25 protein-coding genes are annotated in these 22,366 nt (G+C 71.5%); 12 read left to right on the top strand and 13 right to left on the bottom strand.

Annotation, left to right across the window (positions count from 1 at the left end):
* Positions 1-6 precede the first annotated feature (6 nt).
* On the bottom strand, positions 7-579 hold the full coding sequence (locus AB0L65_RS01705; RefSeq protein ID WP_364239404.1) for a hypothetical protein: 573 nt from the start codon (positions 577-579) through the stop codon (positions 7-9).
* Between the two features lie 77 nt (positions 580-656).
* Between AB0L65_RS01705 and AB0L65_RS01700 the strand changes: the two genes are divergently transcribed.
* On the top strand, positions 657-1,814 hold the full coding sequence (locus AB0L65_RS01700) for a CoA transferase (protein WP_192786409.1): 1,158 nt from the start codon (positions 657-659) through the stop codon (positions 1,812-1,814).
* Positions 1,815-1,888: 74 nt separating this feature from the next.
* Positions 1,889-3,391 carry a carboxyl transferase domain-containing protein gene (locus AB0L65_RS01695; RefSeq protein ID WP_364239402.1) on the top strand — a complete coding sequence of 501 codons (1,503 nt, stop codon included), beginning with the start codon at positions 1,889-1,891 and terminating at the stop codon, positions 3,389-3,391.
* On the opposite strand, the gene AB0L65_RS01690 is transcribed toward AB0L65_RS01695, so the two are convergent.
* From AB0L65_RS01690 to AB0L65_RS01660, 7 genes are all read right to left on the bottom strand, one after another.
* The gene (locus AB0L65_RS01690; protein WP_364239400.1) at positions 3,388-5,304 is read right to left on the bottom strand and encodes a hypothetical protein; all 1,917 of its coding nucleotides are present in this window, start codon (positions 5,302-5,304) and stop codon (positions 3,388-3,390) included. The genes AB0L65_RS01695 and AB0L65_RS01690 overlap by 4 nt on opposite strands.
* Complete coding sequence (locus AB0L65_RS01685) at positions 5,301-5,798, bottom strand: SigE family RNA polymerase sigma factor (RefSeq protein ID WP_318786948.1); 498 nt, start codon at positions 5,796-5,798, stop codon at positions 5,301-5,303. Before AB0L65_RS01685 ends, AB0L65_RS01690 begins: the two co-directional genes overlap by 4 nt.
* A gap of 33 nt (positions 5,799-5,831) precedes the next feature.
* The gene (locus AB0L65_RS01680) at positions 5,832-6,230 is read right to left on the bottom strand and encodes a hypothetical protein (RefSeq protein WP_364239399.1); all 399 of its coding nucleotides are present in this window, start codon (positions 6,228-6,230) and stop codon (positions 5,832-5,834) included.
* A gap of 67 nt (positions 6,231-6,297) precedes the next feature.
* Complete coding sequence (locus tag AB0L65_RS01675; RefSeq protein WP_355194675.1) at positions 6,298-6,744, bottom strand: hypothetical protein; 447 nt, start codon at positions 6,742-6,744, stop codon at positions 6,298-6,300.
* 26 nt (positions 6,745-6,770) lie between these two features.
* Complete coding sequence (locus AB0L65_RS01670; RefSeq protein ID WP_364239398.1) at positions 6,771-7,547, bottom strand: carbon-nitrogen hydrolase family protein; 777 nt, start codon at positions 7,545-7,547, stop codon at positions 6,771-6,773.
* Positions 7,507-8,427: a DUF418 domain-containing protein gene (locus AB0L65_RS01665; protein WP_364239396.1), complete on the bottom strand. Its 921-nt coding sequence runs from the start codon at positions 8,425-8,427 to the stop codon at positions 7,507-7,509. The genes AB0L65_RS01670 and AB0L65_RS01665 overlap by 41 nt, the downstream gene beginning before the upstream one ends.
* Positions 8,424-10,079 carry an alpha/beta hydrolase gene (locus tag AB0L65_RS01660; protein ID WP_364239394.1) on the bottom strand — a complete coding sequence of 552 codons (1,656 nt, stop codon included), beginning with the start codon at positions 10,077-10,079 and terminating at the stop codon, positions 8,424-8,426. The genes AB0L65_RS01665 and AB0L65_RS01660 overlap by 4 nt, the downstream gene beginning before the upstream one ends.
* Positions 10,080-10,229: 150 nt before the next feature.
* Here AB0L65_RS01660 and AB0L65_RS01655 point away from each other — a divergent pair, with 150 nt between their 5' ends.
* Entirely contained in the window at positions 10,230-11,396 is a 1,167-nt protein-coding gene (locus AB0L65_RS01655) for a pyridoxal phosphate-dependent aminotransferase (RefSeq protein WP_350722521.1), read from the top strand.
* Positions 11,397-11,402: 6 nt separating this feature from the next.
* On the opposite strand, the gene AB0L65_RS01650 is transcribed toward AB0L65_RS01655, so the two are convergent.
* Positions 11,403-11,951, bottom strand: coding sequence for a helix-turn-helix domain-containing protein (locus AB0L65_RS01650; RefSeq protein ID WP_355195186.1), 549 nt, complete (start codon positions 11,949-11,951; stop codon positions 11,403-11,405).
* A 90-nt stretch (positions 11,952-12,041) separates the two neighbouring features.
* Here AB0L65_RS01650 and AB0L65_RS01645 point away from each other — a divergent pair, with 90 nt between their 5' ends.
* The 3 genes from AB0L65_RS01645 to AB0L65_RS01635 all read left to right on the top strand — a co-directional run bounded on the left by AB0L65_RS01645 (position 12,042) and on the right by AB0L65_RS01635 (position 13,731).
* Positions 12,042-13,058 (top strand): aldo/keto reductase, encoded by a 1,017-nt coding sequence (locus AB0L65_RS01645; protein ID WP_364239393.1) that lies wholly within the window; start codon positions 12,042-12,044, stop codon positions 13,056-13,058.
* A gap of 92 nt (positions 13,059-13,150) precedes the next feature.
* Complete coding sequence (locus AB0L65_RS01640) at positions 13,151-13,354, top strand: CopG family transcriptional regulator (protein WP_364239391.1); 204 nt, start codon at positions 13,151-13,153, stop codon at positions 13,352-13,354.
* Positions 13,351-13,731, top strand: a complete 381-nt coding sequence (locus AB0L65_RS01635) for a type II toxin-antitoxin system death-on-curing family toxin (protein WP_364239390.1) — start codon at positions 13,351-13,353, stop codon at positions 13,729-13,731. The genes AB0L65_RS01640 and AB0L65_RS01635 overlap by 4 nt, the downstream gene beginning before the upstream one ends.
* Positions 13,732-13,749: 18 nt before the next feature.
* Here the strand turns inward: AB0L65_RS01635 and AB0L65_RS01630 are convergent, their stop codons facing one another.
* The 3 genes from AB0L65_RS01630 to AB0L65_RS01620 all read right to left on the bottom strand — a co-directional run bounded on the left by AB0L65_RS01630 (position 13,750) and on the right by AB0L65_RS01620 (position 16,787).
* Positions 13,750-14,847, bottom strand: a complete 1,098-nt coding sequence (locus AB0L65_RS01630) for an FUSC family protein (RefSeq protein WP_364239388.1) — start codon at positions 14,845-14,847, stop codon at positions 13,750-13,752.
* Positions 14,848-14,898: 51 nt separating this feature from the next.
* Complete coding sequence (locus AB0L65_RS01625; RefSeq protein ID WP_364239387.1) at positions 14,899-16,014, bottom strand: FUSC family protein; 1,116 nt, start codon at positions 16,012-16,014, stop codon at positions 14,899-14,901.
* A 104-nt stretch (positions 16,015-16,118) separates the two neighbouring features.
* The gene (locus AB0L65_RS01620) at positions 16,119-16,787 is read right to left on the bottom strand and encodes an alpha/beta hydrolase (RefSeq protein ID WP_364239385.1); all 669 of its coding nucleotides are present in this window, start codon (positions 16,785-16,787) and stop codon (positions 16,119-16,121) included.
* A 168-nt stretch (positions 16,788-16,955) separates the two neighbouring features.
* Here AB0L65_RS01620 and AB0L65_RS01615 point away from each other — a divergent pair, with 168 nt between their 5' ends.
* A complete protein-coding gene (locus tag AB0L65_RS01615) occupies positions 16,956-18,047 on the top strand; it encodes a ring-opening amidohydrolase (RefSeq protein WP_364239383.1) in 1,092 nt (363 codons plus the stop codon).
* Positions 18,048-18,149: 102 nt separating this feature from the next.
* Here the strand turns inward: AB0L65_RS01615 and AB0L65_RS01610 are convergent, their stop codons facing one another.
* On the bottom strand, positions 18,150-18,335 hold the full coding sequence (locus AB0L65_RS01610) for a nucleotidyltransferase family protein (RefSeq protein ID WP_364239382.1): 186 nt from the start codon (positions 18,333-18,335) through the stop codon (positions 18,150-18,152).
* Between the two features lie 99 nt (positions 18,336-18,434).
* Here AB0L65_RS01610 and AB0L65_RS01605 point away from each other — a divergent pair, with 99 nt between their 5' ends.
* From AB0L65_RS01605 to aroC, 5 genes are all read left to right on the top strand, one after another.
* The gene (locus tag AB0L65_RS01605) at positions 18,435-18,782 is read left to right on the top strand and encodes a helix-turn-helix transcriptional regulator (RefSeq protein WP_350722500.1); all 348 of its coding nucleotides are present in this window, start codon (positions 18,435-18,437) and stop codon (positions 18,780-18,782) included.
* Positions 18,779-19,756 (top strand): HD domain-containing protein, encoded by a 978-nt coding sequence (locus tag AB0L65_RS01600; protein ID WP_364239380.1) that lies wholly within the window; start codon positions 18,779-18,781, stop codon positions 19,754-19,756. The genes AB0L65_RS01605 and AB0L65_RS01600 overlap by 4 nt, the downstream gene beginning before the upstream one ends.
* 11 nt (positions 19,757-19,767) lie before the next feature.
* Complete coding sequence (locus AB0L65_RS01595; protein WP_364239378.1) at positions 19,768-20,298, top strand: SseB family protein; 531 nt, start codon at positions 19,768-19,770, stop codon at positions 20,296-20,298.
* Between the two features lie 237 nt (positions 20,299-20,535).
* Entirely contained in the window at positions 20,536-21,138 is a 603-nt protein-coding gene (locus tag AB0L65_RS01590; RefSeq protein WP_355194698.1) for an A24 family peptidase, read from the top strand.
* Between the two features lie 43 nt (positions 21,139-21,181).
* On the top strand, positions 21,182-22,363 hold the full coding sequence (gene aroC / locus AB0L65_RS01585; RefSeq protein WP_350722492.1) for a chorismate synthase: 1,182 nt from the start codon (positions 21,182-21,184) through the stop codon (positions 22,361-22,363).
* Positions 22,364-22,366 lie beyond the last annotated feature (3 nt).

The following is a 22,366-nucleotide window of genomic DNA, read 5'->3' as shown; positions in this document are numbered from 1 at the left end:
CTCTGATCAGCCGGTCTCGGCGGCGTCGCCCGTCCCTGGCCGGTCCGGGCCGGTCTCGACGATCAGGTCGGCCCGGTCCCGCGTCCGGTCCTCGGCGAACCACTTCTCCTCGGCCGCGAACCACTCCAGCCACCGCGGCTCCAGCTCGGCCCCGTCCCGCTCCATGACCCGCGCGAAGCGCAGCGCCCGCGGCGCGTCCATCCAGACGGTGAAGGCCAGCAGGCGCGCGATCGAGGCGCGGGCCGTGCCGACGCCCTCGATGACCAGGACCGGCGCGACCGGGACCGCCACGTGCTCGGCGTACTCGCCGCGCACCCAGTCGTACCTGCGGAAACCTCCGGGCAGGCCGTTTCGGAGCCGGACCAGCACCTGCGACTCCAGCGCGTGGAACCAGCCGCCGGGCCCCTCCTCCCACGGCACGGGGAAGTCGTCGCTGTGGATCACCTGGCACCCGAGCGCCGCCCCCAGCCGCCCCGCGAACGTCGTCTTGCCCGCCCCCGCCGGCCCGTCCACGGCCACCAGCCGGACGGGGCCGCACGAGGGGCGCAGGGTCATGATGCGATCGGCCAGGTGGTTCACCGGACCCAGGGTAGAAGACGTGGTGTGGGCTACTGAGAGAATGTTCTTTCGCCCCGAATGCAAGCAGGAGGTTGATCTTGCTCGGACCCCTCGGTGACATCGTCGTGCTCGATCTGTCCAGGGCCCTGGCCGGGCCGCACGCGGCGCAGATGCTGGGTGATCTGGGCGCTCGGGTGATCAAGGTGGAGCATCCGGACGGGGGTGACGAGTCGCGCGGGTGGGGGCCGCCGTTCGTCGGACCGGATCACGAAATTTCGACTTATTTCCTGGCGGCCAACCGCAACAAGCAGTCCATCGCCGTCGACCTCAAGTCCGCCGACGGCAAGCGGCTCATCGAGCGCCTCGTCCGCCAGAGCGACGTCCTGATCGAGAACTTCCGCACCGGCGTGCTCGACCGCCTGGGCTTCTCCGTCGAGCGCCTCCACGAGCTCAACCCCCGCCTGGTCATCCTGTCGATCACCGGCTTCGGCCACGACGGCCCGGAGGGCGGGCGGCCCGGCTACGACCAGATCGCCCAGGGCGAGGCCGGCCTGATGTCGCTGACCGGGCCGTCGCCCGACGAGCCCTACCGCGTCGGCGCCTCCATCGCCGACCTCCTCGCCGGCATCCACGGCGCGTACGGCGTCACCGGCGCCCTCTACGAGCGCGAGCGCACCGGCAGGGGCCGCGTCGTACGCACCTCGCTGCTGGCCGCCATCACCGGCGTCCACGCCTACCACGGCACCGCCTGGACGGTCGGCGGCAAGGTGCCGGCGGCCGGCGGCAACCACCACGCCTCCATCGCCCCCTACGGCGCCTTCCGCTGCGCCGACGGCATGCTGCAGATCGCCGCGGCCAACGACGGCCAGTGGAAGAAGGTCGCCACGCTCCTCGGCATCGACCCGGACGCCGCGAAGTACGCCACCAACCGGGACAGGTTCGCACACCGGGACGAGCTGATCGCGGACATGGAGAAGGCCCTGGCGGCCCACGACCGCGCCCACTGGCTGGCCAGGCTGGGCGAGGAAGGCGTTCCCGCGGGCGCGATCAGGACGCTCGACGAGGTCTACGCCTGGGACCAGACCCGCTCGCAGGGGCTGGTCGTCGAGGTGGAGCACCCGGTGCTGGGCACGATCGAGCTGCCCGGGCCGCCGCTGCGCTTCGACGGTCTCGAGGGGTTCGAGCACACCGCGCCACCCGCCCTCGGCCAGGACGGCGACGCCGTGCTCGCCTGGCTCGAAGAGCGTGAACGATGATCCGCATTTCGCGGCACCGGACGTTCTCTTCATGCGTCAACATTGCAAGGCTGGCCGACATTTAGGGAGCGATAGTGAGCCGTCCGGACGCGCGCACACTGATCGAAACGATCCTCGACCGGGGGTCGTGGAAGTCGTGGGACGCGCCGCCCGCCGACCCGGCGCAGCCCGGCTCCCCCTACGCCGACGAGCTGGCCGCGGCCCGCGCCAAGTCCGGCTACGACGAGTCCGTCATCACCGGCGAAGGGCTGCTCGGCGGCCGCAGGGTGGCCGTGGTGGCGTGCGAGTTCTCGTTCATGGCGGGCTCGATCGGGGTGGCGGCGGCCGAGCGGTTCACGGCCGCCGTCGAGCGGGCCACCCGCGAGCGGCTGCCGGTGCTGGCCGCGCCCGCGTCGGGCGGCACGCGGATGCAGGAGGGCGCGCTCGCGTTCGTCCAGATGGTGAAGATCACCACCGCGATCCAGCTGCACCGGAGCGAGGGCCTGCCCTACCTGGTCTACCTGCGGCACCCGACGACGGGCGGGGTGTTCGCGTCGTGGGGGTCGCTGGGGCACGTCACGGCGGCCGAGCCGGGTGCGCTGATCGGGTTCATGGGGCCGCGGGTGTTCGAGTCGCTGCACGGCTACCCGTTCCCCGAAGGCGTGCAGGTCGCCGAGAACCTCCACCGCAAGGGCCTGATCGACGCGGTGGTCCCGGCCGAGGAGGCGCGGGAGATCGCGATCAGGGCGCTCGGCGTGCTCGCCGACGACAGGACGCGGGTGGAGGCGGGCACTCCTCCGGAGGAGGACCTGCGGCCCGTGGAAGCGTGGGAGGCGATCACCCGCTCGCGCCGCGACGACCGGCCCGGCGTGCGTACGCTGCTCAAGCTCGCCGCCACCGACGTGACCCCGCTCAGCGGCAGCGGGGAGGGTGAGAACGAGCCGGGGCTGCTGCTCGCGCTGGCCAGGTTCGGCACGGCGCCGGCGGTGGTGCTCGGCCAGGACCGGCGGGTCCAGCGGACCAACTCGCCCCTCGGCCCGGCCGGGCTCAGGGTGGCCCGGCGGGGCATGCGGCTGGCGGCCGAGCTGGGCCTGCCCCTGATCACCGTCATCGACACGGCGGGCGCCGACCTGTCGAAGGCGGCCGAGGAGGGCGGGCTGGCCGCCGAGATCGCCCGCTGCCTGGCCGAGCTGGTCATGCTCGACGCGCCGACCGTGTGCCTGCTGCTCGGCGAGGGGGCGGGCGGGGCGGCGCTGGCGCTGCTGCCCGCCGACCGGGTGCTCTGCGCCCAGCACGCCTGGCTGTCGCCGCTGCCGCCGGAGGGCGCCTCGGCCATCCTCTACCGCTCGGTGGACTTCGCGCCCGAGATCGCCCAGGCCCAGCACATCCGCGCCACCGACCTGCGCCGCGACGGCATCGTGGACCGGGTCGTCCCGGAGGTGCCGGACGCCGCGTACGAGCCGCGGCAGTTCTGCGAGCGGGTGGGGCGGGCGCTGGAGTACGAGATCGCCCGGCTGCTGGAGCTGAGCCCGGCGGACCGTTTCGCGGCCCGCCGGGCCCGCTTCCGCAACCTCGGCGTCGGAGACGGTCTCGGCTAGGAGGGAGGAAGACCCTTCCGCCACAGTTCCTTGCCGTCGGCGTCGTAACCCTTCAGGACGACGTTCGAGCCGGTGAACTCCTTGGCCGTGGGTTTCGGGGCGGCGAACAGCGCCACTCCCTGTCCCCATGGATCGGGGGCCGCGTCGGCCGTGGCGGTGATGCCGTTCTTCATCGTGGCCTCGACCTTGACGGTGCCGGCGAGGGCGTAGCCGTACCAGGACTTGTATCCGTCGATCCACCGGGCCGGCCGCTCCTCGTCCAGCAGGTCGCTCAGCTTTCCGCCCGGCAGCGGCCCGGGCACTGACGGCACCACCTCGCCGAGCTCCCAGAAGGCCACGCAGTTCGGGGCGAGGAGAGTGGTGACGCCCGCGGGGAGCGTGTGGCGGGTGGCGTCGGACCTCGCGGCTCGCCCGTCGCAGTCCTTGGCGTATATCGGGACCTGCTTGACCGGCTTGTCCTTCAGCTTCATGAGGAAGCCCCCGACCTCGGTTCCGAGCGGGACGTTGACGTGCCAGACCGGGCGCGGGGCGCCGGTGCCACGCAGGAACGAGCCGCGGATCTGCCGGCCGTCGAAGAGCACCGCGTCGACCGACTCCCAGTCCTCGCCGGCCGGGCCGTAGTAGCTGACGACGCCGGGTTCGGGCAGGTAGCTGGTCGTCTCCTCGTAACCGAAGGAGCCCTCCCGGAAGCTCTCCACGCAGGTGCTGGAGGAGCTCCAGTCGTCCGGCACGACGCCTCCGAAGTAGCAGAACTTGTTGTCCCCGCTGAACCAGACGCGCATCGGACGGCCGGAGTTCTCGGTGCCCGGGATGGTCATCACCTCGCCGACCACCTGGCGGGGGTCATCGTCGGTCCCTCCCACCATGTCCACGTGGATCTGCTGGCCTGACGCGTCATAGGCGATCACGCGATAGCCGTTCTCGCGGGTATCAGCCGGCGACGGTCCGGCGAACAGCGCCACTCCCAGGTTCCACGGATCGGGTCTGGTCTCCATGGTCATCGTGCCTCCGTCGTTGACCGAGACCTCGATCCTGGCGACGTCCTTGCGCGTGACGCCGACGATCACGCCGGAATGCGAGATCGTCTGCGTGAGCCCGAACCGCGGGGGGACCGTCAGGCTGAAGACATACGCGCCGGCCCGCGTCCAGGTGAGCTCCTGCCCCTGCTTCGACCGGACCGGCCGCACCGAGACACCCTCGGGCAGCTCCATGGACGCGCCCAGGGCGGGCTGGGTCGGTGGAGATATCATGGCGCGAGGTCTCCAGCCGACGTTTCTGCCCTTGACGTCGGCGATCTCCACCTTGGACAGCGTCTCCTGAGCCGGATAGGTCACGGTCCAGATCCGGTACGGCGCTCCGTCCAGGCTCCGCAGCGTGCCGGCGAACTCCTTCCCGTCCTCCGTGACACCCGTGACCGCGCCCACGTCGTGGCGTGCCACACCCCAGTCCATCGCGGTGGCCGCCCCGTCCCGCAGGGTGCTGCCCACGAACCAGGCGTCCGAGAAATCCCCCTGATAGAGATCCGAGCATTTCCCGTACGGCTCGGCGGCGGCCCGCTCCACGATGACGCAGAGCTCGGGATAGCCGAGCTTCGCCTTGGCGAACCAGATCCGCAGCGGCTTGCCCTCGGAGGGGTTGTCGACGGACGTCTCCTTGCCCAGGGGCGTGCGCTCCTTCATGAGCTGCTGGTAGATCCCGGTCGGGTCGATCGCGGTGTTCCTGCCCAGGCCCCCGTTGAGCAGCGCAGGAACGAACACGGTCAGCAGCGCCACCGGCAGCGCGGCCAGCAGCCACCGGGCCGGCCGCCGCCGCGGCCGGCGCTCCATGATGCGCGCCCAGGCGTGCGGGTCGGGCTCGTAGGCCCGGGCGCGGGCGTCGAACGCGGCTCGAAGGCGCTCTTCCAGGTCGTTCACGCGTCCTCCTCCTTCAGCGCCTTGCCCAGGGCCGCCAGGGCCCGGCTCGCGTGCGTTTTCACCGATCCGGGCGAGACGCCCATGGCGTCGGCGATCTCGCGTTCCGACAGGTCCAGCCAGTAGCGCAGGACGAGCGCCTCACGCTGGCGGCGCGGCAGCCGGTCCACGGCGGCCAGCAGCTCGCGGTGCTCCTCGGAGACGAGCACGGCGTGCTCGCTGCTGCGCGCCGGTTCAGGAGGGTCGGGGCGGCGCAGTCGTACGAGGCTGAGGTGGCGCAGGCGGTTGCGCGTCAGGTTGCAGACGGTGGAGCGCAGGTAGGCCAGGGCGGCCCCGTCGTCGCGCAACCGCCTGGTGTGCAGCCGGGCGAACGCCTCCTGGGCGATGTCCTCAGGGTCGTCCGCGCCGAGCAGCCCGGCCAGGCGTACCAGGGAGTGGTACTGGGCCGCGAACAGGTCTGCGAACGACGGCTGCGCCATGGTCGCTGTTTCGGTCACGTCTTAGAGACACCCGGAACGGCGGCCGGTTGACTAGGGGACCGGAATCCGTTCGACGCGGATCGAGAAGACCTCCTCGCGGGGCACCACGACCTCGTAGGCGCCGTGGTCGACCAGCCAGTAGCCCAGCGCCTCCGCCTTCATCCCGCTGTGCCCCGTGTAGGCGATGTGCAGCCCGTCGTCGTCCTCGTCGATCACGATGCACGGCTCGCCGCCGAACGCCCCCACCGTGCGGATCAGCACGAGCCACTCCACCTGCGACCTGGCCACCACCCGGCGCCAGTAGCCCGACGCGGGATCGAACCCGTCCAGCTCGACCTCGCTGAACAGCACCACCTGGTCGTTGTCGGGGCCCAGGGCGGCGGGCAGCGTGCGACCGTCGAAGCGTGCCACGAAGCCGGACGCCACCGGCATGATCTCCTCATCGCTCATGCGCCCTCCTTCGTCGGTCGCCTGAGCGAGAATCGGCTGTGTTTGACGGGTCGCTCGCTACGCTCGCTCATGCCGCGGGCCGCCAAGTCAGGCCGTCGTACTCGGCGAAGGGCCGCTCGCCGTCGGCGGTGACGTGGACGATCTCCGTCCCGGCCGGGATCGGCATCGGAACGGTGTGGAACTGCGGCACCACGTGATCCGACGATGTTGTGAAACCGTTGCCGGCGAAGGGCGGCGCGTCGCTCCAGTCGCCACCCATGTGGGGCCCGTACGGCACCGCGTACGTGTCGACGTCGCGCGCGTACCAGCGCATCACGTAGAGCTCGGGCACCTCGCCGAACAGCTCCGACCCGTCGAAGGACAGGTCGAGCCCGTGGTAGAGCGACTCAGGCGTGGTCAGCCTGACGCAGTCCTGCACGCGGTAGACGTAACCCGAGATCACCGTGCGTTTGCCCGACAGGTATGGCACGAGCAGACGCGGCGGGACAACCTTCTGCATCTGCGTTCCGCTCACGGTACTACTTTACGATCGGTTGAACCTCAGAGAACCCGGTGTTGGAGGCACGGCAGGGTCGCCCTGGCCGCTGTTGTCCATTCGTGATCCACCCGCACGGTCTGCACGCCGGGCGCGGTGCCGAGGTCGGCGCGGATCACGCCCAGCGGATCGACCAGCATGCTGCGGCCCACCCCGTAGCCGTCGGACGACTCGGCCGGGTTGGGCGCCTGGCCGACGGCGGCCGTCCACATCGTGTTCTCCAGCGCCCGGGCCCTGACCAGGGTGACCCAGTGGTCCTCCTTGAGCGGCCCGGAGCCCCACGCGGCGATCACCGCGAACAGCTCGGCGCCCTTGTCCACGAGCGCCCTGGCCAGCTCGGGGAAACGCACGTCGTAGCAGGTGACGAGGCCGACCCTGAGCCCCGCGAGCTCCACCACGGTCGGCTCCGCGCCGGGCGCGACCAGGTCGGACTCCTTCGCGCCGAACGAGTCGAACAGGTGGATCTTCCGGTACGCCGCCCGCACCGCCCCCTGCGCGTCGATGGCCACGGCCGTGTTGTGCACGCGGTCGTCGCCCGGCTCGAAGACCCCGGCGATCACCGCCAGCCCGTGCTTCCTGGCCGCCTCCGCCAGGCCCGACACGAACGGCCCGTCCAGCGGCTCGGCCAGGTCCGTGATGCGCCGCCCGTAGCGGGTGAGCGTGGCCTCGGGGAAGATCGCCAAGTCGGCCCCCTCGGCCCTGGCGAGCGCCTCCCGGGCACGTTTCAGGTTCGTGGCCGGGTCAGGAGACACCGGGATCTGGCAGAGGGCGATTTCGGTCACGGCCCGACTCTAACCGGTTGGGTACCACTCGAAACCAGGTCAGGCACCGCCAGATCCACTCAAGAGGCCCGTACCTGAACCTGGCCTGCCACCACCTGCTGAACAGCACCTGCGCCGCCACGGTCACCGCCGCCAGCGCCACCACCGACCAGCGCGTCGGGTCGGTGTCCAGCATCGGGGTGGCCAGGACGATCACGACGGTGCCCGTGACGTAGTTCGTCAGCGCCATCCTGCCCAGCGGCTCCAGTACCGCCGACAACCACGGCCGCAGCGCCAGCAGCAGCCCCAGCGAGTACGCCGCCGCGCCCGCCAGCGCCGCCGTGCTGTAGAGGATCCACCCGCCTTGGCTCGCCCAGGCGGCCGTCAGCAGCGCGCCGGCCAGCGCGGTGACCGCGAACGAGGGCAGCAGCAGCGACCTGGACGGGCTCAGCCGCCACAGCCCCATGCCGATCAGGAACAGGCCGGGGATCAGCATCGCCCCGCCATCCCCCTGGAGCCCCCACGTCAGCACCGCCACCCCGAGCACCAGCACCGGCAGGCCGCCGATCAGGAACGAGGCCGGCAGCAGCACCGCCGCGCCGAAGACGGCGTAGTCGGTCAGCACCTCGCCCTCGTAGAACGTGTGCTGGACCATCCCGAGGCAGAACAGCCAGAACAGCCTGCTCAGCAGCGCCCAGCGGCTGTTGCCGCGCAGGAACAGCATGAAGCTGATGCCGAACAGCAGCGAGAAGATCGGGTAGAACCGGCTCTGGAACAGCGCCTCGACGACCCAGTCGACGCCGTTGCGCGGGTCCTTGGCGGTGTGCTGCCAGGTGTTGACCAGCATGATGCCGCCCACCGCGAAACCGCGGAGGGCGTCGAGCTCACGGATGCGCGTCACAGGAACCAGGTCAACCACCATACGAGGAATCCGGCGCCGACGGCGGCCGCCGCGATCTGCGGCCAGCGCCGGTCACGCAGGAGCGCGGCGGCGGTCAGCGCGGCCGAGGCGGCGGCGATCCAGGTGTAGAGGACGGCCGTGCCGGGCACGCCGACGGCGAGCGCGGTCTCGTTCCGGGTGACCAGGGCGTACACCGACTGCCCGGCCAGCCCGGCGAAGGCCACGCCGGCCAGCCCGCCGAACGCCGCCAGCGCCCGGCCCCTCAGCGCGCCCGCGACCAGCTGGATCAGGGAGACGAGGGCGAACAGCGCGAAGGGCGCGGCCAGCCAGGGCGACTTCGAGATCTGGTACGGGGCGGCGGTCACGTGCAGGTCGCCCGGCTGCCCGGCGGCGTCGTCGACGCACGGCGAGGCCGTGCCGCCGGCCGGTGCATCGAGGAACTCCACGATCTTGCGGCGGGCGCAGGGGCTGGTCAGGAAGACGGCGTGGGAGGCGCGGGGGAACTCCTCGAAGCGGGCGCCGGGGAGGGCCTCGGTGGCGGGCTTGGTGGTCCTGGTGGGGGTGGTGGGGTCGTACTGGCCGCCCACCACGTACACGGGGGCCTTGGTGGTGGCGTTGACGGGCTTGGACTTGGGGAGCTGCCACGCATCACACACCGCCTTGTCCCCATTTACGGTGAAAAGTCGTGATTTGGTGGTGTATGCGTTGAACGGGACCTCGTCCTGGCACTGCACCGCGTGATACAGCCCGAACTCGTGCGACACCAGCCCCTCGCCCACCGCGTCGGCCAGCGCCCGCAGCAGCTCGTCGTGGCCCTTCGCGAGCGCGCCGACCATGGCGGGCGCGACCGCCGCGAAGTCCGCCTCGTGCAGCGCCTCCGCCATGATCGTGGCCACGTCGTCACCGCTGATCCGCGCCTCGAACGCCTTGCCGAGCAGCGGGTCGGTCGTCGTCACCTGCGCGGGCGTGGCGTTCAGCCGGGCCGTCATGGCCTCGAACGCGTCCTTCATGTTCAGCCGCGCCGCCGTGTCGGCCAGGTTGCGGTCGGCGTCGTCGTACCAGTTGACGCTCTCCGGCAGGTACGAGTCCAGCACCACCGACCGCACACCCTTCGGGTCCGCGGCGGCCACGTCCATCATGACCCTGGTGGAGTAGCTGACGCCGAACAGGTTCCAGGAGTCGTACCCGAGCTTCTCCCGTAACGCGACCACGTCGGCCGCGATCTCCTTCGTGTTGTATCCGCGCAGGTCGACACCCTGCTCCTGGAGCCTCTTACGGCAGCGGACGGCCGCCGCGCCGACGTCGGCGGGGGGCCGCCTGAGCTGCCCGAGCAGCGCCTCGGCCGTCTCGGGGCACCCCAGGACCGGCTCGGAGTACTTGCTGCCGCGCTGCTCGATCGTCACCACGTCGCGATCGGGGAACATCTGGCTCAGGAACCCCGTCAGCTGCATGGACGCCGACCCCGGGCCCCCGCTCATGTACACCACGGGGTCGGACTTGCGGTCCTTGGCTGTGGAGGCGTGGACCGCGTACCCCACCTTGATCTTCCGCTCCGGCGCGTCCCTGCGCTCGGGGACCTCGAGAAAACCGCACGTCGTACGGGGTGGCATGGCGACCGGGCAGGCGCTCGGGCCGGCGTCCGACGGGGTCATGACAGGGGGCGTCATTAAAGCGAGGGCTAGCACGACCCGAATGATCACGGGACGAGACTACCGACAAGGCGCGGCGAACCGCCCATGCCCTTCGCGACATCAGGGGGCGGAATGATGGGCGGCTTTCCCGCCGGGCATAGCCTAAGTGCCGTGACCGAACCACTTGTTGCCAGGATGCGCGCCTTCGGCACGACGATTTTCGCGGAGATGAGCGCGCTCGCCGCCGAGACCGGATCCATCAACCTCGGCCAGGGATTCCCCGACACCGACGGGCCCGCGGCCATGCTCGACCGCGCGGTCCAGGCGATCACCTCGGGCGCCAACCAGTACCCGCCGGGTCCGGGGGTCCTGGAGCTGCGCCGGGCGATCTCGGAACACCGCTCCGCCCACTACGACCTCTCCTACGATCCGGCGGGCGAGATCCTGGTCACGGTGGGGGCCACCGAGGCCATCGCGTCGGCCGTGCTCGCCCTCTGCGAGCCGGGGGACGAGGTGATCGCCTTCGAGCCGTACTACGACTCGTACGCGGCCTCGATCGCGCTCGCCCAGGCCCGCCTGGTCGCCGTCACGATGCGCCCGGTGGACGGGCGCTTCACGTTCGACCCCGACGAGCTGCGCGCCGCCGTCACCCCGCGCACCCGCGTCATCCTCGTCAACTCGCCGCACAACCCCACCGGCACCGTCTTCACCCGCGCCGAGCTCGAGGTCATCGCCGAGCTCTGCCAGGAGCGCGGGCTGATCGCGGTGACCGACGAGGTGTACGAGCACCTGACGTTCGACGGGGTCGAGCACATCCCGCTGGCCACGCTGCCCGGCATGCGCGAGCGCACGGTGATGATCTCGTCCGCGGGCAAGACGTTCTCGGTCACCGGCTGGAAGACCGGCTGGATCTGCGCCCCTCCCGCCCTGGTCACGGCAGTGCAGACGGTCAAGCAGTTCCTCACGTTCACGTCGAGCGCGCCGTGGCAGATGGCGGTGGCGTACGGGCTGCGGCACGAGCTCGAGTGGGTGTCCGCGCTGCGCGCCGGCCTCCAGGACAAGCGCGACCGCCTCATGGAGGGCCTCGCGGCCGCCGGCTTCTCCGTCCTGCGGCCCTCCGGCACGTACTTCGTCCAGACCGACATCCGCCCCCTGGGCTTCACCGACGGCCTCGAACTCACCCGCCGCCTGCCGGACCTGGCCGGCGTGGTGGCCATCCCGACCCAGGTCTTCTACGACCACGCCGATCGGGGGCGGCACTTCGTCCGGTTCGCGTTCTGCAAGAAGGACGAGGTCATCGACGAGGCCGTGACCCGCCTCAAACGCCTCTCCACCTGACGGGAGTCATCGGGTCGGGGGCGAAGGGCGGAGGCCGTCGAAGACGATGGCGAGGGTCCTCGTCCGCAGGCCCTCGTCCCACCCGTTGTGCTGCGCCGCCAGACACGTGGCGCTCAACAACGCCAGCAACTCCGCCATCCCCACATCCCCCCGCACCGCCCCGGCGCCCTGCGCCCGCACCAGCAGCGTCTCGATGGCCCCCCGGATGTCCGGCATCCCGGCCTTGGCGTCGATCCCCGCCGCCGCCAGGGCGTCCACGAGCACCTTCTTGACGGTCGAATCCTCCACGATCATCGTGAAGTACTCGAAGAACGCCTCCCCGGCGTCCGGGGCCGTGGCCAGTTCGTCGGCCAGCGCGGCCAGCCGCGCCATCCGGTCGACGACGATCGCCTGGTAGAGGTCCTCCTTGGTGGGGAACTGGCGGTAGATCGTCCCCACCCCCACCCCGGCCAGCGAGGCGATCTCGCGCATCGACGCGGACAGCCCGTCCCTGGCCAGCACCACTTCGGCGGCCTCCAGCACCCGGGCGCGATTGCGTCGCGCGTCCGCACGCATCACAGAGAGCCCCTTCCTCGTTGACAACCGGAACCGTTGTTCCGTATGGTCAACATCCGGAACAACCATTCCGATTCTAGGGGGATTCCCTTGGACTACCTGAATCTCGGCCGTTCCGGCCTGCGCGTCTCCAGGGCCTGCCTGGGCACCATGAACTTCGGCACCGAGTACGGCCTGGCCGCCAGCGACGAGGCCGAGGCGGGCCGGATCATCGACGCGTTCCTCGACGCGGGCGGCAACTTCATCGACACCGCCGACCTGTACCACCGGGGCGAGACCGAGGAGATCGTCGGCCGTGCGCTGAAGGGCAGGCGCGAGTGGGTCGTGCTGGCCACCAAGGGCGCCATGCCGGTGGGTACGGAAGGGCGCGGCCTGTCGCGGCGCCACCTCACCAGAGCCCTCGACGCCAGCCTGCGCCGGCTCGGCACCGACTATGTGGACCTCTACCAGTGCCACCAGTGGGACCCGGCGACGCCGATCGAGGAGACGATGGCCACGCTGGACGGGTTCGTCAGGGCGGGCAAGGTCCGCTACCTCGGCTGCTCCAACTTCACCGCGACCCAGCTCGTCGAGTCGCAGTGGGCCGCCGCCCGCGTGGGCGGCACGCCGTTCGTGAGCCTGCAGCCGCAGTACTCGCTCATCCAGCGGGTGATCGAGGCGGAGATCCTGCCCGCGTGCGAGCGTCACGGGATCGGCGCCGTCGTGTACGGGACGCTCGGCGGCGGCGTGCTGACCGGCCGCTACCGGCACGGCGAGGCCCCCGACCCCGACAGCCGCATGGGCAGGCTGCTCGGCCACTCCCTTCCCGGCGCGAACCGTTGGGCCCGCTCGCTGCTCAACGACCGCAATCTGGACATCGCCGACGAACTCGTCAAGGTCGCGGCCGAACTCGGCGCCGCACCGGCAGCGGTGGCCCTGGCCTGGGTGGCGCGGCGGCCCGGGGTGGCCTCGGTGCTGATCGGCCCGCGATCGGTGGAGCAACTGCGGGAGAACCTGGCGGCGTTCGACCTCGACCTCCCGGAGGAGGCGGCGGCCCGGCTGGACGAGATCTCCCACCACGACCTCGGCCCCAGGGACGGCTCGTTCTTCCACCTCGTCCCCCGCTGAGCCTCCCGCGTTCAAGTAAAACGGAGAGTAGCGAATGGTAAACTGACTGTAGTGGTATCGCCGTGATACCGCCCTCGACCTACGATGAGGGCATGGCTATGACCCTTCGCCTGACCGACGAGCAGACCGAGGCCCTCCGCAAGCGCGCCGAGTTCGAGGGGCGCAGCATGCAGCAGGTGGCTCTGCACGCGATCGACTATTACCTCGAGCACGTCTCCGACGACGAGCTCACCGACGCGCTCGCGGAGAAGGGCGCCCGGCGCTTCGCCGATCTGTTGCGGAGGCTGGGGGAGTGACCCGTTACGTCACCCTCGAGCAGGGGCTGCGCATTGCCCGCGCTGCCGTGGGCGGCGCCATCCAGGTGCGTGACCTCGGGCTTCTGGAGGCGGCGCTGCTCCGGCCGGCGACTTCCCTGTTCGGCCAGGACGCCTATCCCGATCCGTTCGTGAAAGCCGCGGCCCTGCTCCATTCGATCGTCACCAACCACCCTCTCGTGGATGGCAACAAACGAGCGGGTTGGCTGACGACGTATGTCTTTCTCGCGAAGAACGGGATCGAGCTCGATCCGGCCGACGACGATGCCTATGACTTCGTCGTCGCCGTCGCGGCCGGCAAGCTCACCGAGGTCGATGAGATCGCCGACGTCCTGCGAACGTTCACGACCCGGCCCTGACCGGCAGCCTGCCCCGGGTCAGCGGCGGCTGGTCTCGTCGTGGGGCTCGTCCAACGGGGTGAGCGTGTCCGTGGCCGCCTCGTGCTCCATCCCGGTCGCCTGCAGCAGGTCCACGACCACCGAACGCAGCTGCGCGATGATCACGTGCGCCGAGAAGCCGAGCCCGTCGGGCCGCTCCCGGGCCGCCACCGCCAGCAGCGCCTGGCGCGCCAGCGTCGGCTCCCGGCCGGCGCCGAGCTCCAGCTGCAGCAGCAGCGCCGCCTCCGAGACCTCGCGCAGGGCCTCCGCCAGGGCGGTGGGCGGCGGGCTGGCCTCCCCGAGCGAGGCGAGGGTACGCCTGCTCAGCACCCGGGCGTTCCGCAGCGCCAGATCCACCGGTACGGCGGCCGTCTCGTAGCGCGCCAGCCTGGCCTTCCGGTGCCAGTGCAGGGGCGAGAGCATCGTGATCTCCTTGGCGGTCTCCAGCGCGTGCTCGAACTCCTCCACCGCCTCCTGCGTGTTCCGCGCCTCCTCCAGCGCCTCCGCCGCCAGCTCCACGTCCCGCTTCTCGATCGCCTCCGCCGCTCGTTCCAGCACCGTGGACAGCGCGTCGAGCACCCCGGACAGGTGCTTGGCCGCGATCGTGAACGGGCTGGCGGGCAGCAGCGCGACCGCCATGACCCCGACGATGCCCCCGGTGAGCGCGTCGGCCATCCGGTCCAGCCCGCCGGCCCCGTCGCCGGGCACCAGGGTGGCCACCAGCACGGCCGACGACCCGGCCTGCGCGACGAACAGCGCCCCGCTGTTCAGCAGCACCGCGACGGCCATCGCCAGCGCCACCACGAGCGCGAGCTGCCAGGCGCCCGAGCCGATCCAGGACACCAGCAGGTCGCCGATGCCCACCCCGAGGCTGACGCCGATCACCAGCTCGGCCACCCTGCGCAGCCGCTGCCCCAGCCCGACGCCCACGCAGATCAGCACCGAGATCGGCGCGAAGAACGGGCGGGGGTGGCCGAGCAGCTCCATGGCGATGATCCAGGCCAATGCGGCGCCCACCGCGCACTGCGCGATGGAGGGCGCCATCAGGCCGAACGTGCCCAGTCGTTCCTTCACATGATCGCTGAGCCTGGTTCGCACCCCTCTACCTTAAGGCGGATCTCTATGACATTGAGGTCACGTTTGCCCCAGCTACGTCCTTTTCGTCGGGCGTTGTGGGGATTTTTCGGAGCTTGGGGGATCGCTCTCCGCGTCGGGGTCGGGCGAGTCGGTTGACGGGTCGTCGGGGTGGACGTCCAGCGGCGGCAGGGTCGCGACCGCCTCGTCCCGATCGATGCCGGTCGCCTGGAGGAGGTCCACGATGATGGACCTGAGCTGGGCGGTCATGACGTCCGCCGAGAAGCCCCACCGCTCCGCGCCCTGCCGCGAGGCCACCGACAGGATCGCCCGGCGCGCCCTTTCCGGCGAGCGTCCGGCGGCGAGGTCGTCCCGCAGCATGAGTGTCGCGTCGGCCAGGTCGCGCAGCTCGCGCGGCAGCCGGGGTGGGAGGGCGCCGGGGCCGTCGAGTGCCACGATGGCCCGCCTGGCCAGCACCCTGGCGTTTCTGAGCGCGTGATCGAGTGGCACGGCCGCCTGCTCGTACCCGTCCAGGAAGGGTCGGCGGTGGCGGTGGAGCGGCGAGATGGTGGCGATCTCCCTGCTCGTCTCCAGCGCCTGCCTGAACTCCTCCACGTTCTTGTGGCTGCCGCGCGCCTCCTCCAGCGCGTCGGAGGCCACGCGCGCGTCGCGGTTCTCGATGGCCTCGGCGATCTGCCGCATCGCGTCGGCCAGCGCGCCGAACGTCCCCTTCGCGTGCCTCCTCGCCAGCGCCGCCGGGCTGGTGGGCAGCAGGGCGACGGCCGCGAGCCCCATGAGCCCGCCGACCAGGGCGTCGACCATCCTGTCGAACCCGCCGCTGCCGCTCGGCGGCAGGAGCGTGGCGACGAGCACGGCCGACGAACCCGCCTGGAGGACGATCAGCGAACCGCTGTCGAGCAGCACCGCCACGGCCATCGCCAGCGCCACCACCAGCGCGATCTGCCAGGCGCCCGAACCGATCCGCGACACCAGCAGGTCGCCGACGCCGACGCCGAGGGTGACCCCGACGACCAGCTCCACCACCCGCCGCAGCCGCTGGCCCAGCGCCACGCCGATGCAGACCACGACGGCGATGGGCGCGAAGAACGGGCGGCTGTGGCCCAGCAGATTCTTGGCCACGAGCCAGGCGATCGCGGCTCCGATCGCGCACTGGCCGATCGTGGGGGCCATCAGCCTCAGTCTGCCCAGACGCTGATGTACGTGCATGTCAACCACGCCCCTACCCTGCCGTGCATACGTGACACCAGGGTTACGGCGTGATGAGATGCGGCCCGTCAGCCGTCCAGAAAGGTGTCCACCGCCTGCAGGAACCGGCTGCGGGCCGTGGTGTGGATCAGGTGCCCGACGTCGATCGTGACCAGCCGCGCCCCCGGGATCCGCGCCGCCACCTCCCCGGCGCCGACGGGGCTCTGCTCCCCGCCGCTCAACACCAGCGTCGGCGCCGTGATCTTGCCGAGCCCCTCCAGCCAGGCGGGATCGGGGCCGGCCAGCTGCCGTTCCGTGTCGTGCATCATGCGCCAGTCGAACCCGGTCGAATCGTCCTCGACGACCGGCGGGCGGTTCTTGAAGGGGAGTGGCGGCGGCGCGTCCTCGAGCACGAGCCGCTCGACCCGGTCCGGGTGGTTCATGGCCGCGTGGTAGGCCACCACGCCTCCGAGCGAGTGCCCGACCAGCGCGGCGCGCCCGATGCCCAGGTGGTCGAGCAGCGCGACGACGTCCTCGGCCATCTCCGGAACCTCGTACGGGCCCTGGTAGTCGCTGGCCCCGTGCCCGCGCAGGTCGGGGGCGATGACGTGGTAGCGCGCCGCGAAGTGCTGGGTGATGCCGTTCCAGTCGTTGTGGTTGGCGGTCCGGCCGTGGATGAGCAGGAGCGGGGGAGCGGTGGGGTCGCCTTCCTCCCGGTACACGAGCTTGATCCCGTTGACGTGTGCTTCGCGAATCACACCGGCGACCATACCGCCCGGCGTCCGACGTGCTCCCGGCCCGTGGCGCTGAGCGCACCTTGACATCGTCGGCGGGCTTCATGGGCAGACATTGACCATGAACCCCGCTGACCGGCTCGGATAGCGTCGCGAGGGCGGGGAGGACCGGTAACGGAGAAGGGGCGTCATATGCCGGACCCGATTGAAGTACGCAAGGTGCCGATCGAGAGCGTCACCGACGCCTCCGGTCTCGCCCGGCTCATCGCCGACGGGGTGATCGAGGCGCGCCGGGTGCTCGCCGTCGTCGGCAAGACCGAGGGCAACGGCGGCGTGAACGACTACACGCGCATCCTCGCCGACCGGGCCTTCCGCGAGGTGCTGGCGGAGCACGGGCATCCGGCGCCGGAGAGCGTGCCGCTGGTGTGGTCGGGCGGCACGGACGGCGTGCTCAGCCCGCACGCCACCATCTTCGCCACCACGGCCGACGCGCCCCCGTCCGACGAGCCGCGGCTGTCGGTGGGCGTGGCGATGAGCGAGGTGATCCTGCCCGAGGACATCGGCAGGCCCGCCATGGTGGAGAAGGTCGCGGCGGGCGTACGCGAGGCCATGAAGATCGCCGGCATCGACGACCCGCGCGACGTCCACTACGTACAGACCAAGACGCCGCTGCTCACCCTGGCCACCATCACCGACGCCAAGAGCCGCGGCCAGGACACCGCCATCGAGGAGACCGGCCCCTCCATGGACCTGTCCAACTCGACCACCGCCCTCGGCATCGCCGTCGCCCTCGGCGAGATCGACATGCCGAGCGCCGACCAGATCCACAAGGACCTGTCGCTGTACTCGTCCGTGGCCTCGTGCTCGTCCGGGGTGGAGCTGGACCGGGCGCAGATCGTCCTGGTGGGGAACGTACGGGGGATCGGCGGGCGCTACCGCGTCGGCCACAGCGTCATGAAGGACGCCCTGGACGCCGACGGCATCTGGGAGGCCATCAGGGACTCGGGGCTGCCGCTGCCGGAGCGCCCGCACCCGTCGGACCTCGGGGGGCGGCTGGTGAACGTGTTCATGAAGTGCGAGGCCGACCCGTCGGGACGGGTTCGCGGACGGCGCAACATCATGCTGGACGACTCGGACGTGCACTGGCACCGGCAGATCAAGGCGACGGTGGGCGGGGTGGCGGCCTCGGTCACGGGCGACCCGGCGGTGTTCGTCTCGGTGGCGGCCGTCCACCAGGGTCCCTCGGGCGGCGGCCCGGTGGCGGCCATCGCCGACCTGGGATAGACGGCCATAGGGCTCTGGGGGCCGGGGCCCGTGGGATCGGGGCCCGTGGGATCGAGGCGGGGCCGGGGAACCCGGGCTCAGGGCAGGGGCGGGAGCTCGCGCTCAGGGCCAGGGGAGGGCGGTGAGCTCGGGCCATTCCTCGGTCCACCGGGCCACCTTGGCCTCGTACACGTGCCTGGGCGCCTGCCTGGGATTGGGCCGCAGCACCAGGCCGAACGCAGGGTTAACGCCGAGCACGGTCGGCAGGACGGCGAGCTGCTCGTCCAGGGGAAGGCGTCCGATCCACATCGCACCTGTCTACCAGCCGGAACCGGCATCGTCGGTGGGTACGAGCATGTCGCCGGAGCGGGAGGGTGGGCCTTGTTCTGGCTATGTAGAGTACGAGATATGAAGAGAAGCCTGCGGATGACCATGCCGACCCAGGCTGTCCTCCGAGCCCTGCTCCGTGATCCCGGGCACGATCGCTACGGGCTCGAGGTGTGCGAGCTGGCGGAGCTGCCGAGCGGCACGGTCTACCCGATCCTGGCCAGACTGGAGCAGATCGGCTGGGTGGAGAGCCGATGGGAGGACCCGGAGACGCACGTCGCGGAGGGACGTCCGCGCCGCCGCTACTACCGGATCACCGCGGACGGCGCGGAGCAGGCGCGTGACGCCGTCGCGCGGGCGTACCGGTCACGCAGGCAACAGGTGCCCGGTTGGCTGAACCGCCCGGGCCCGGCCGGGGGCGGGTTATGAACGGCTCGCTTCGGCCACTGTTGGAGGCCGTCGGTGACACGCTGAACGGCGAGCGGCTGCGGATGGTCGAACAGGCCCACCTGACGGCCGCCCACTGGCATCGCGGTCAGTGCCGGCGCAGTGGCGAGCCCTACATCAGCCACCCGGTCGCCGTCGCCACGATACTGGCCGAGCTGGGCATGGACCACGAGGTGCTGTGCGCGGCCCTCCTGCACGACGTGCTGGAGGACACCGACTGCCCAGAGCGGGAACTGGTGCGCGAATTCGGCGAGCCGATCGTGCGCTTGGTGCGCGACATGACCGCGTTGCGGGATCCCCGGCAAGTGCCCGTGATCTGGGCGAGTGAGACGGGCGAGCGCGTGCTGATGCTCAAGTTGGCAGATCGGCTGCACAACCTGCGGACGCTGCGCTGGCTGCCCGAGGCGAAGCGCCGGCGGACAGCGCAGCAGACGCTGGACATTTTCGCGCCGGTCGCCGGCAGGCTCGGTCTGGGCCACCTCGAACAAGAGCTCGAACGGCTCGCCATCGCCAACCTCCCCGGCCGGGAAGGCATGCAGGCATCCTTCGGCGTCATCGCCGCGGGCGCGATCCTGCTTCCACGCGAATGGCGTGCCCGCTGGTTGGAGGAGTGGCTGGGTGAACTGCGGACGCTCCCGGGCAGGTGGTCGAGGATACGGTTCGCCGTACAGGTGCTCAGCGGGACGCCGTGGCTGGCGATGACCCTGCGGCGGTGGGACAGCCGGTCCGGCCGCCACCGGCCGGGCGTGGGCGCCGTACGGTGCCTGAGATGGGTGCTGGAGTCGGACGTGCGGACCTGGAGCCTGCTCATGCCGCTGGTCGCCTGGCTGGTGCTCGACACGGCGAGGGAGCGGCCCGGTGACGCGGTGACCATCCTGATCACCGTCCCCCCGGTGCTCGCCGCCGGAGTGCGGGCGCTGCGGGCCAGGCTCGGGGGCAGGGGCGGGCGCGGGTAGTCTCGGGGGTTGTGCCGAGCATCCCGCGACCTCTCGATCCCGACGACGACGGCGGCGCCGCACCCGCCGTGGCCGCCGCCCTGGCCTCCTATCAGGCCGGCACCGCCGACGCCGCCGAGGTGCTGAACGCCCTCAGCGGGGCCAGGCTGCTGGTGCCCGTCGTGGCGCTGCTGACCGAGAGCGAGGTCGGCGCACACGGGCTGCGGCAGGAGAAGGAGAGCGAGATGGCGCTGCCCAAGCTCGTCGGGGCGGACGGCAGGGAGGCGGTGCTCGCGTTCACCGGCAGCCAGGCGCTGGCCCGATGGCGGCCCGACGCCCGGCCGATCCAGGCCACGGCGTTGCAGGTGTGCCGGGCTGCGGTGCAGGAGAAGGCGGCGGCGGTCGTGGTGGATGTGGCGGGGCCGGTGCAGTTCGTGATCGAGGGAGCGGTGCTGGAGGCGCTGGCGGCCGTCGAGTCGGGGACCGTCGATCGGCTCGACGGTGTGACCGTCGCCAAGGTGGAGCCCGTCCGGCGCCGCCGGTGGTTCTCCAGAAAGGGCTGATGACGTACGCCCCGCGGGGCCGAGCGCCGATCGGCGGAGCCGTGCCGGGCGTGGGGTCGGTCCGGCCGAGGCGGGCCGATGGCGTTTGCCGTGCCGGGCGCGGGTCGTCCGCCCGCGGAGGGCCGATGGCCGGGCGCGCGTCGTCCGTCCGCGGGGGGTTGACGGGCACGCGGCAAAGCCGTAGCAGGTGGATTGATACGGCCCCGCGTGGGCGGGGTGGCGCATTAAGGTCGGCTCGTGGTCGCACTCATGGCGCTCGCCGGGCTGATCTGCGGACGCCACATCCGCGGGCTGGCCGACTCCTACGACGAGGGCCCGGTCCACTACGATCTGGGCGCGGTGATCCAGCGACCCGGCCCGGGGGTCGAGCTGGTGACCGCCGCCGTGGCCGCGTTGGTCGCCTGGCGGTTCGGGCTGCCGTACGTGCCTTTCGCCCTCATCGGCACCGCGTTGGCGGTCGTCGACTGGCGTACCAGCCTGCTGCCCGACGCGATCACGCTCCCGGCGTACCCGATCATGGCCCTGGCCCTGGCACCGACGGGGGAGCTGCCCAGGGCGCTGGCCGGCGGGGTGGCGCTGACGGCCGTGTACGGGCTGCTCTGGTTCATCAGGCCGGAGGCGATGGGCCTGGGGGACGTCAAGCTGGCCGGGCTCATCGGGATGGCCGCAGCGGCGCTGAGCTGGCAGGCGTGGATCGTCGCGGCCTTCGGCGGCCAGCTGCTCGGCGCCCTCTACGGCCTGGCGCTCCTGCTGTCCAGGCGCGGGACGAGGCACACCCAGTTCCCGTTCGGGCCGTTCATGCTGCTGGGCGCGTTCACGACACTCTGTCTCGGCTGGTGAACGCGGGACATCTCACTAGGCAGCACATGGAAGACTTGTACGCATGTTGCGCTGGTTGACCGCCGGAGAGTCCCACGGCCCCGAACTCGTCGCCATCCTCGAAGGCCTGCCGGCCGGGGTGGAGGTGACCACGGCCGCCATCGACGAGGCCCTGCGCCGCCGCAGGCTCGGTTATGGCCGGGGTGCCCGGATGAAGTTCGAGCAGGACCAGGTGACGATCGTGGGCGGCGTCCGCCACGGCCGCACGATGGGCAGCCCGGTCGCGATCCGGATCGGAAACACCGAGTGGCCCAAGTGGGAGAAGGTCATGGCGGCCGACCCGGTCGACCCGGCCGAGCTGGAGGGCCTCGCGCGCAACGCGCCCCGGTCCCGGCCGCGCCCCGGCCACGCCGACCTGGCGGGCATGCAGAAGTACGGGTTCGACGACGCCAGGCAGGTGCTCGACCGGGCCAGCGCCCGCGAGACGGCCGCCCGCGTCGCGCTCGGCGAGGTCGCCAGGCGCTTCCTCAAGCAGGCGCTGGGCGTCGACATCGTCAGCCACGTCACCGAGATCGGCGGCGCGAAGAGCCCGGCGGAAACCCTGCCCGGCCCCGGCGAGCTGGCCAGGATCGACGAGGACCCGGTGCGCTGCTCCGACGCCGAGGGCAGCGCGGCCATGATCGCCGTGATCGACAAGGCCCACAAGGACGGCGACACGCTCGGCGGCGTCGTCGAGGTCCTCGCGTACGGCCTGCCGCCCGGCCTGGGCAGCTACACCCACTGGGACCGCAGGCTCGACTCCAGGCTCGCGGGCGCGCTCATGGGCATCCAGGCGATCAAGGGCGTGGCGGTCGGCGACGGCTTCGAGACCGCGCGCAGGCCCGGCTCCCAGGCCCACGACGAGATCGAATACACCGCCGAAGACGGCGTGCGCCGCATCACCAACCGCGCGGGCGGCGTCGAGGGCGGCATGACGAACGGCGAGATCCTGCGCGTCAGCGCCGCCATGAAGCCGATCTCCACCGTCCCCAGGGCGCTGGCCACGATCGACGTCAAGACCGGCGAGGCGGCCAAGGCCCACCACGAGCGCTCCGACGTGTGCGCCGTGCCGGCCGCCGGCATCGTGGCCGAGGCCATGGTCGCGCTGGTGCTGGCCGACGCGGCCCTCGAGAAGTTCGGTGGCGACTCCGTCGAGGAGGTCGCCCGCAACCTGTCCGGCTACCTGTCTTCGATGGTGATCAAATGAGCG

This window comes from Nonomuraea sp. NPDC052116 (assembly GCF_040680035.1).
Taxonomy (GTDB): domain Bacteria; phylum Actinomycetota; class Actinomycetes; order Streptosporangiales; family Streptosporangiaceae; genus Nonomuraea; species Nonomuraea angiospora_A.
Note: the sequence above shows the minus strand (reverse complement) of the source record. Positions and strands in the feature narration are given on the sequence as shown.

Coding starts and splice junctions, on each gene's coding strand:
- AB0L65_RS01640 (WP_364239391.1), top strand. CDS start 13,151: ATGGCTATGACCCTTCGCCTGACCGACGAGCAGACCGAGGCCCTCCGC.
- aroC (WP_350722492.1), top strand. CDS start 21,182: ATGTTGCGCTGGTTGACCGCCGGAGAGTCCCACGGCCCCGAACTCGTC.
- AB0L65_RS01660 (WP_364239394.1), bottom strand. CDS start 10,079: ATGACCCCGTCGGACGCCGGCCCGAGCGCCTGCCCGGTCGCCATGCCA.
- AB0L65_RS01650 (WP_355195186.1), bottom strand. CDS start 11,951: ATGCGTGCGGACGCGCGACGCAATCGCGCCCGGGTGCTGGAGGCCGCC.
- AB0L65_RS01600 (WP_364239380.1), top strand. CDS start 18,779: ATGAACGGCTCGCTTCGGCCACTGTTGGAGGCCGTCGGTGACACGCTG.
- AB0L65_RS01605 (WP_350722500.1), top strand. CDS start 18,435: ATGAAGAGAAGCCTGCGGATGACCATGCCGACCCAGGCTGTCCTCCGA.
- AB0L65_RS01680 (WP_364239399.1), bottom strand. CDS start 6,230: ATGAGCGATGAGGAGATCATGCCGGTGGCGTCCGGCTTCGTGGCACGC.
- AB0L65_RS01615 (WP_364239383.1), top strand. CDS start 16,956: ATGCCGGACCCGATTGAAGTACGCAAGGTGCCGATCGAGAGCGTCACC.
- AB0L65_RS01625 (WP_364239387.1), bottom strand. CDS start 16,014: ATGGCCCCCACGATCGGCCAGTGCGCGATCGGAGCCGCGATCGCCTGG.
- AB0L65_RS01610 (WP_364239382.1), bottom strand. CDS start 18,335: ATGTGGATCGGACGCCTTCCCCTGGACGAGCAGCTCGCCGTCCTGCCG.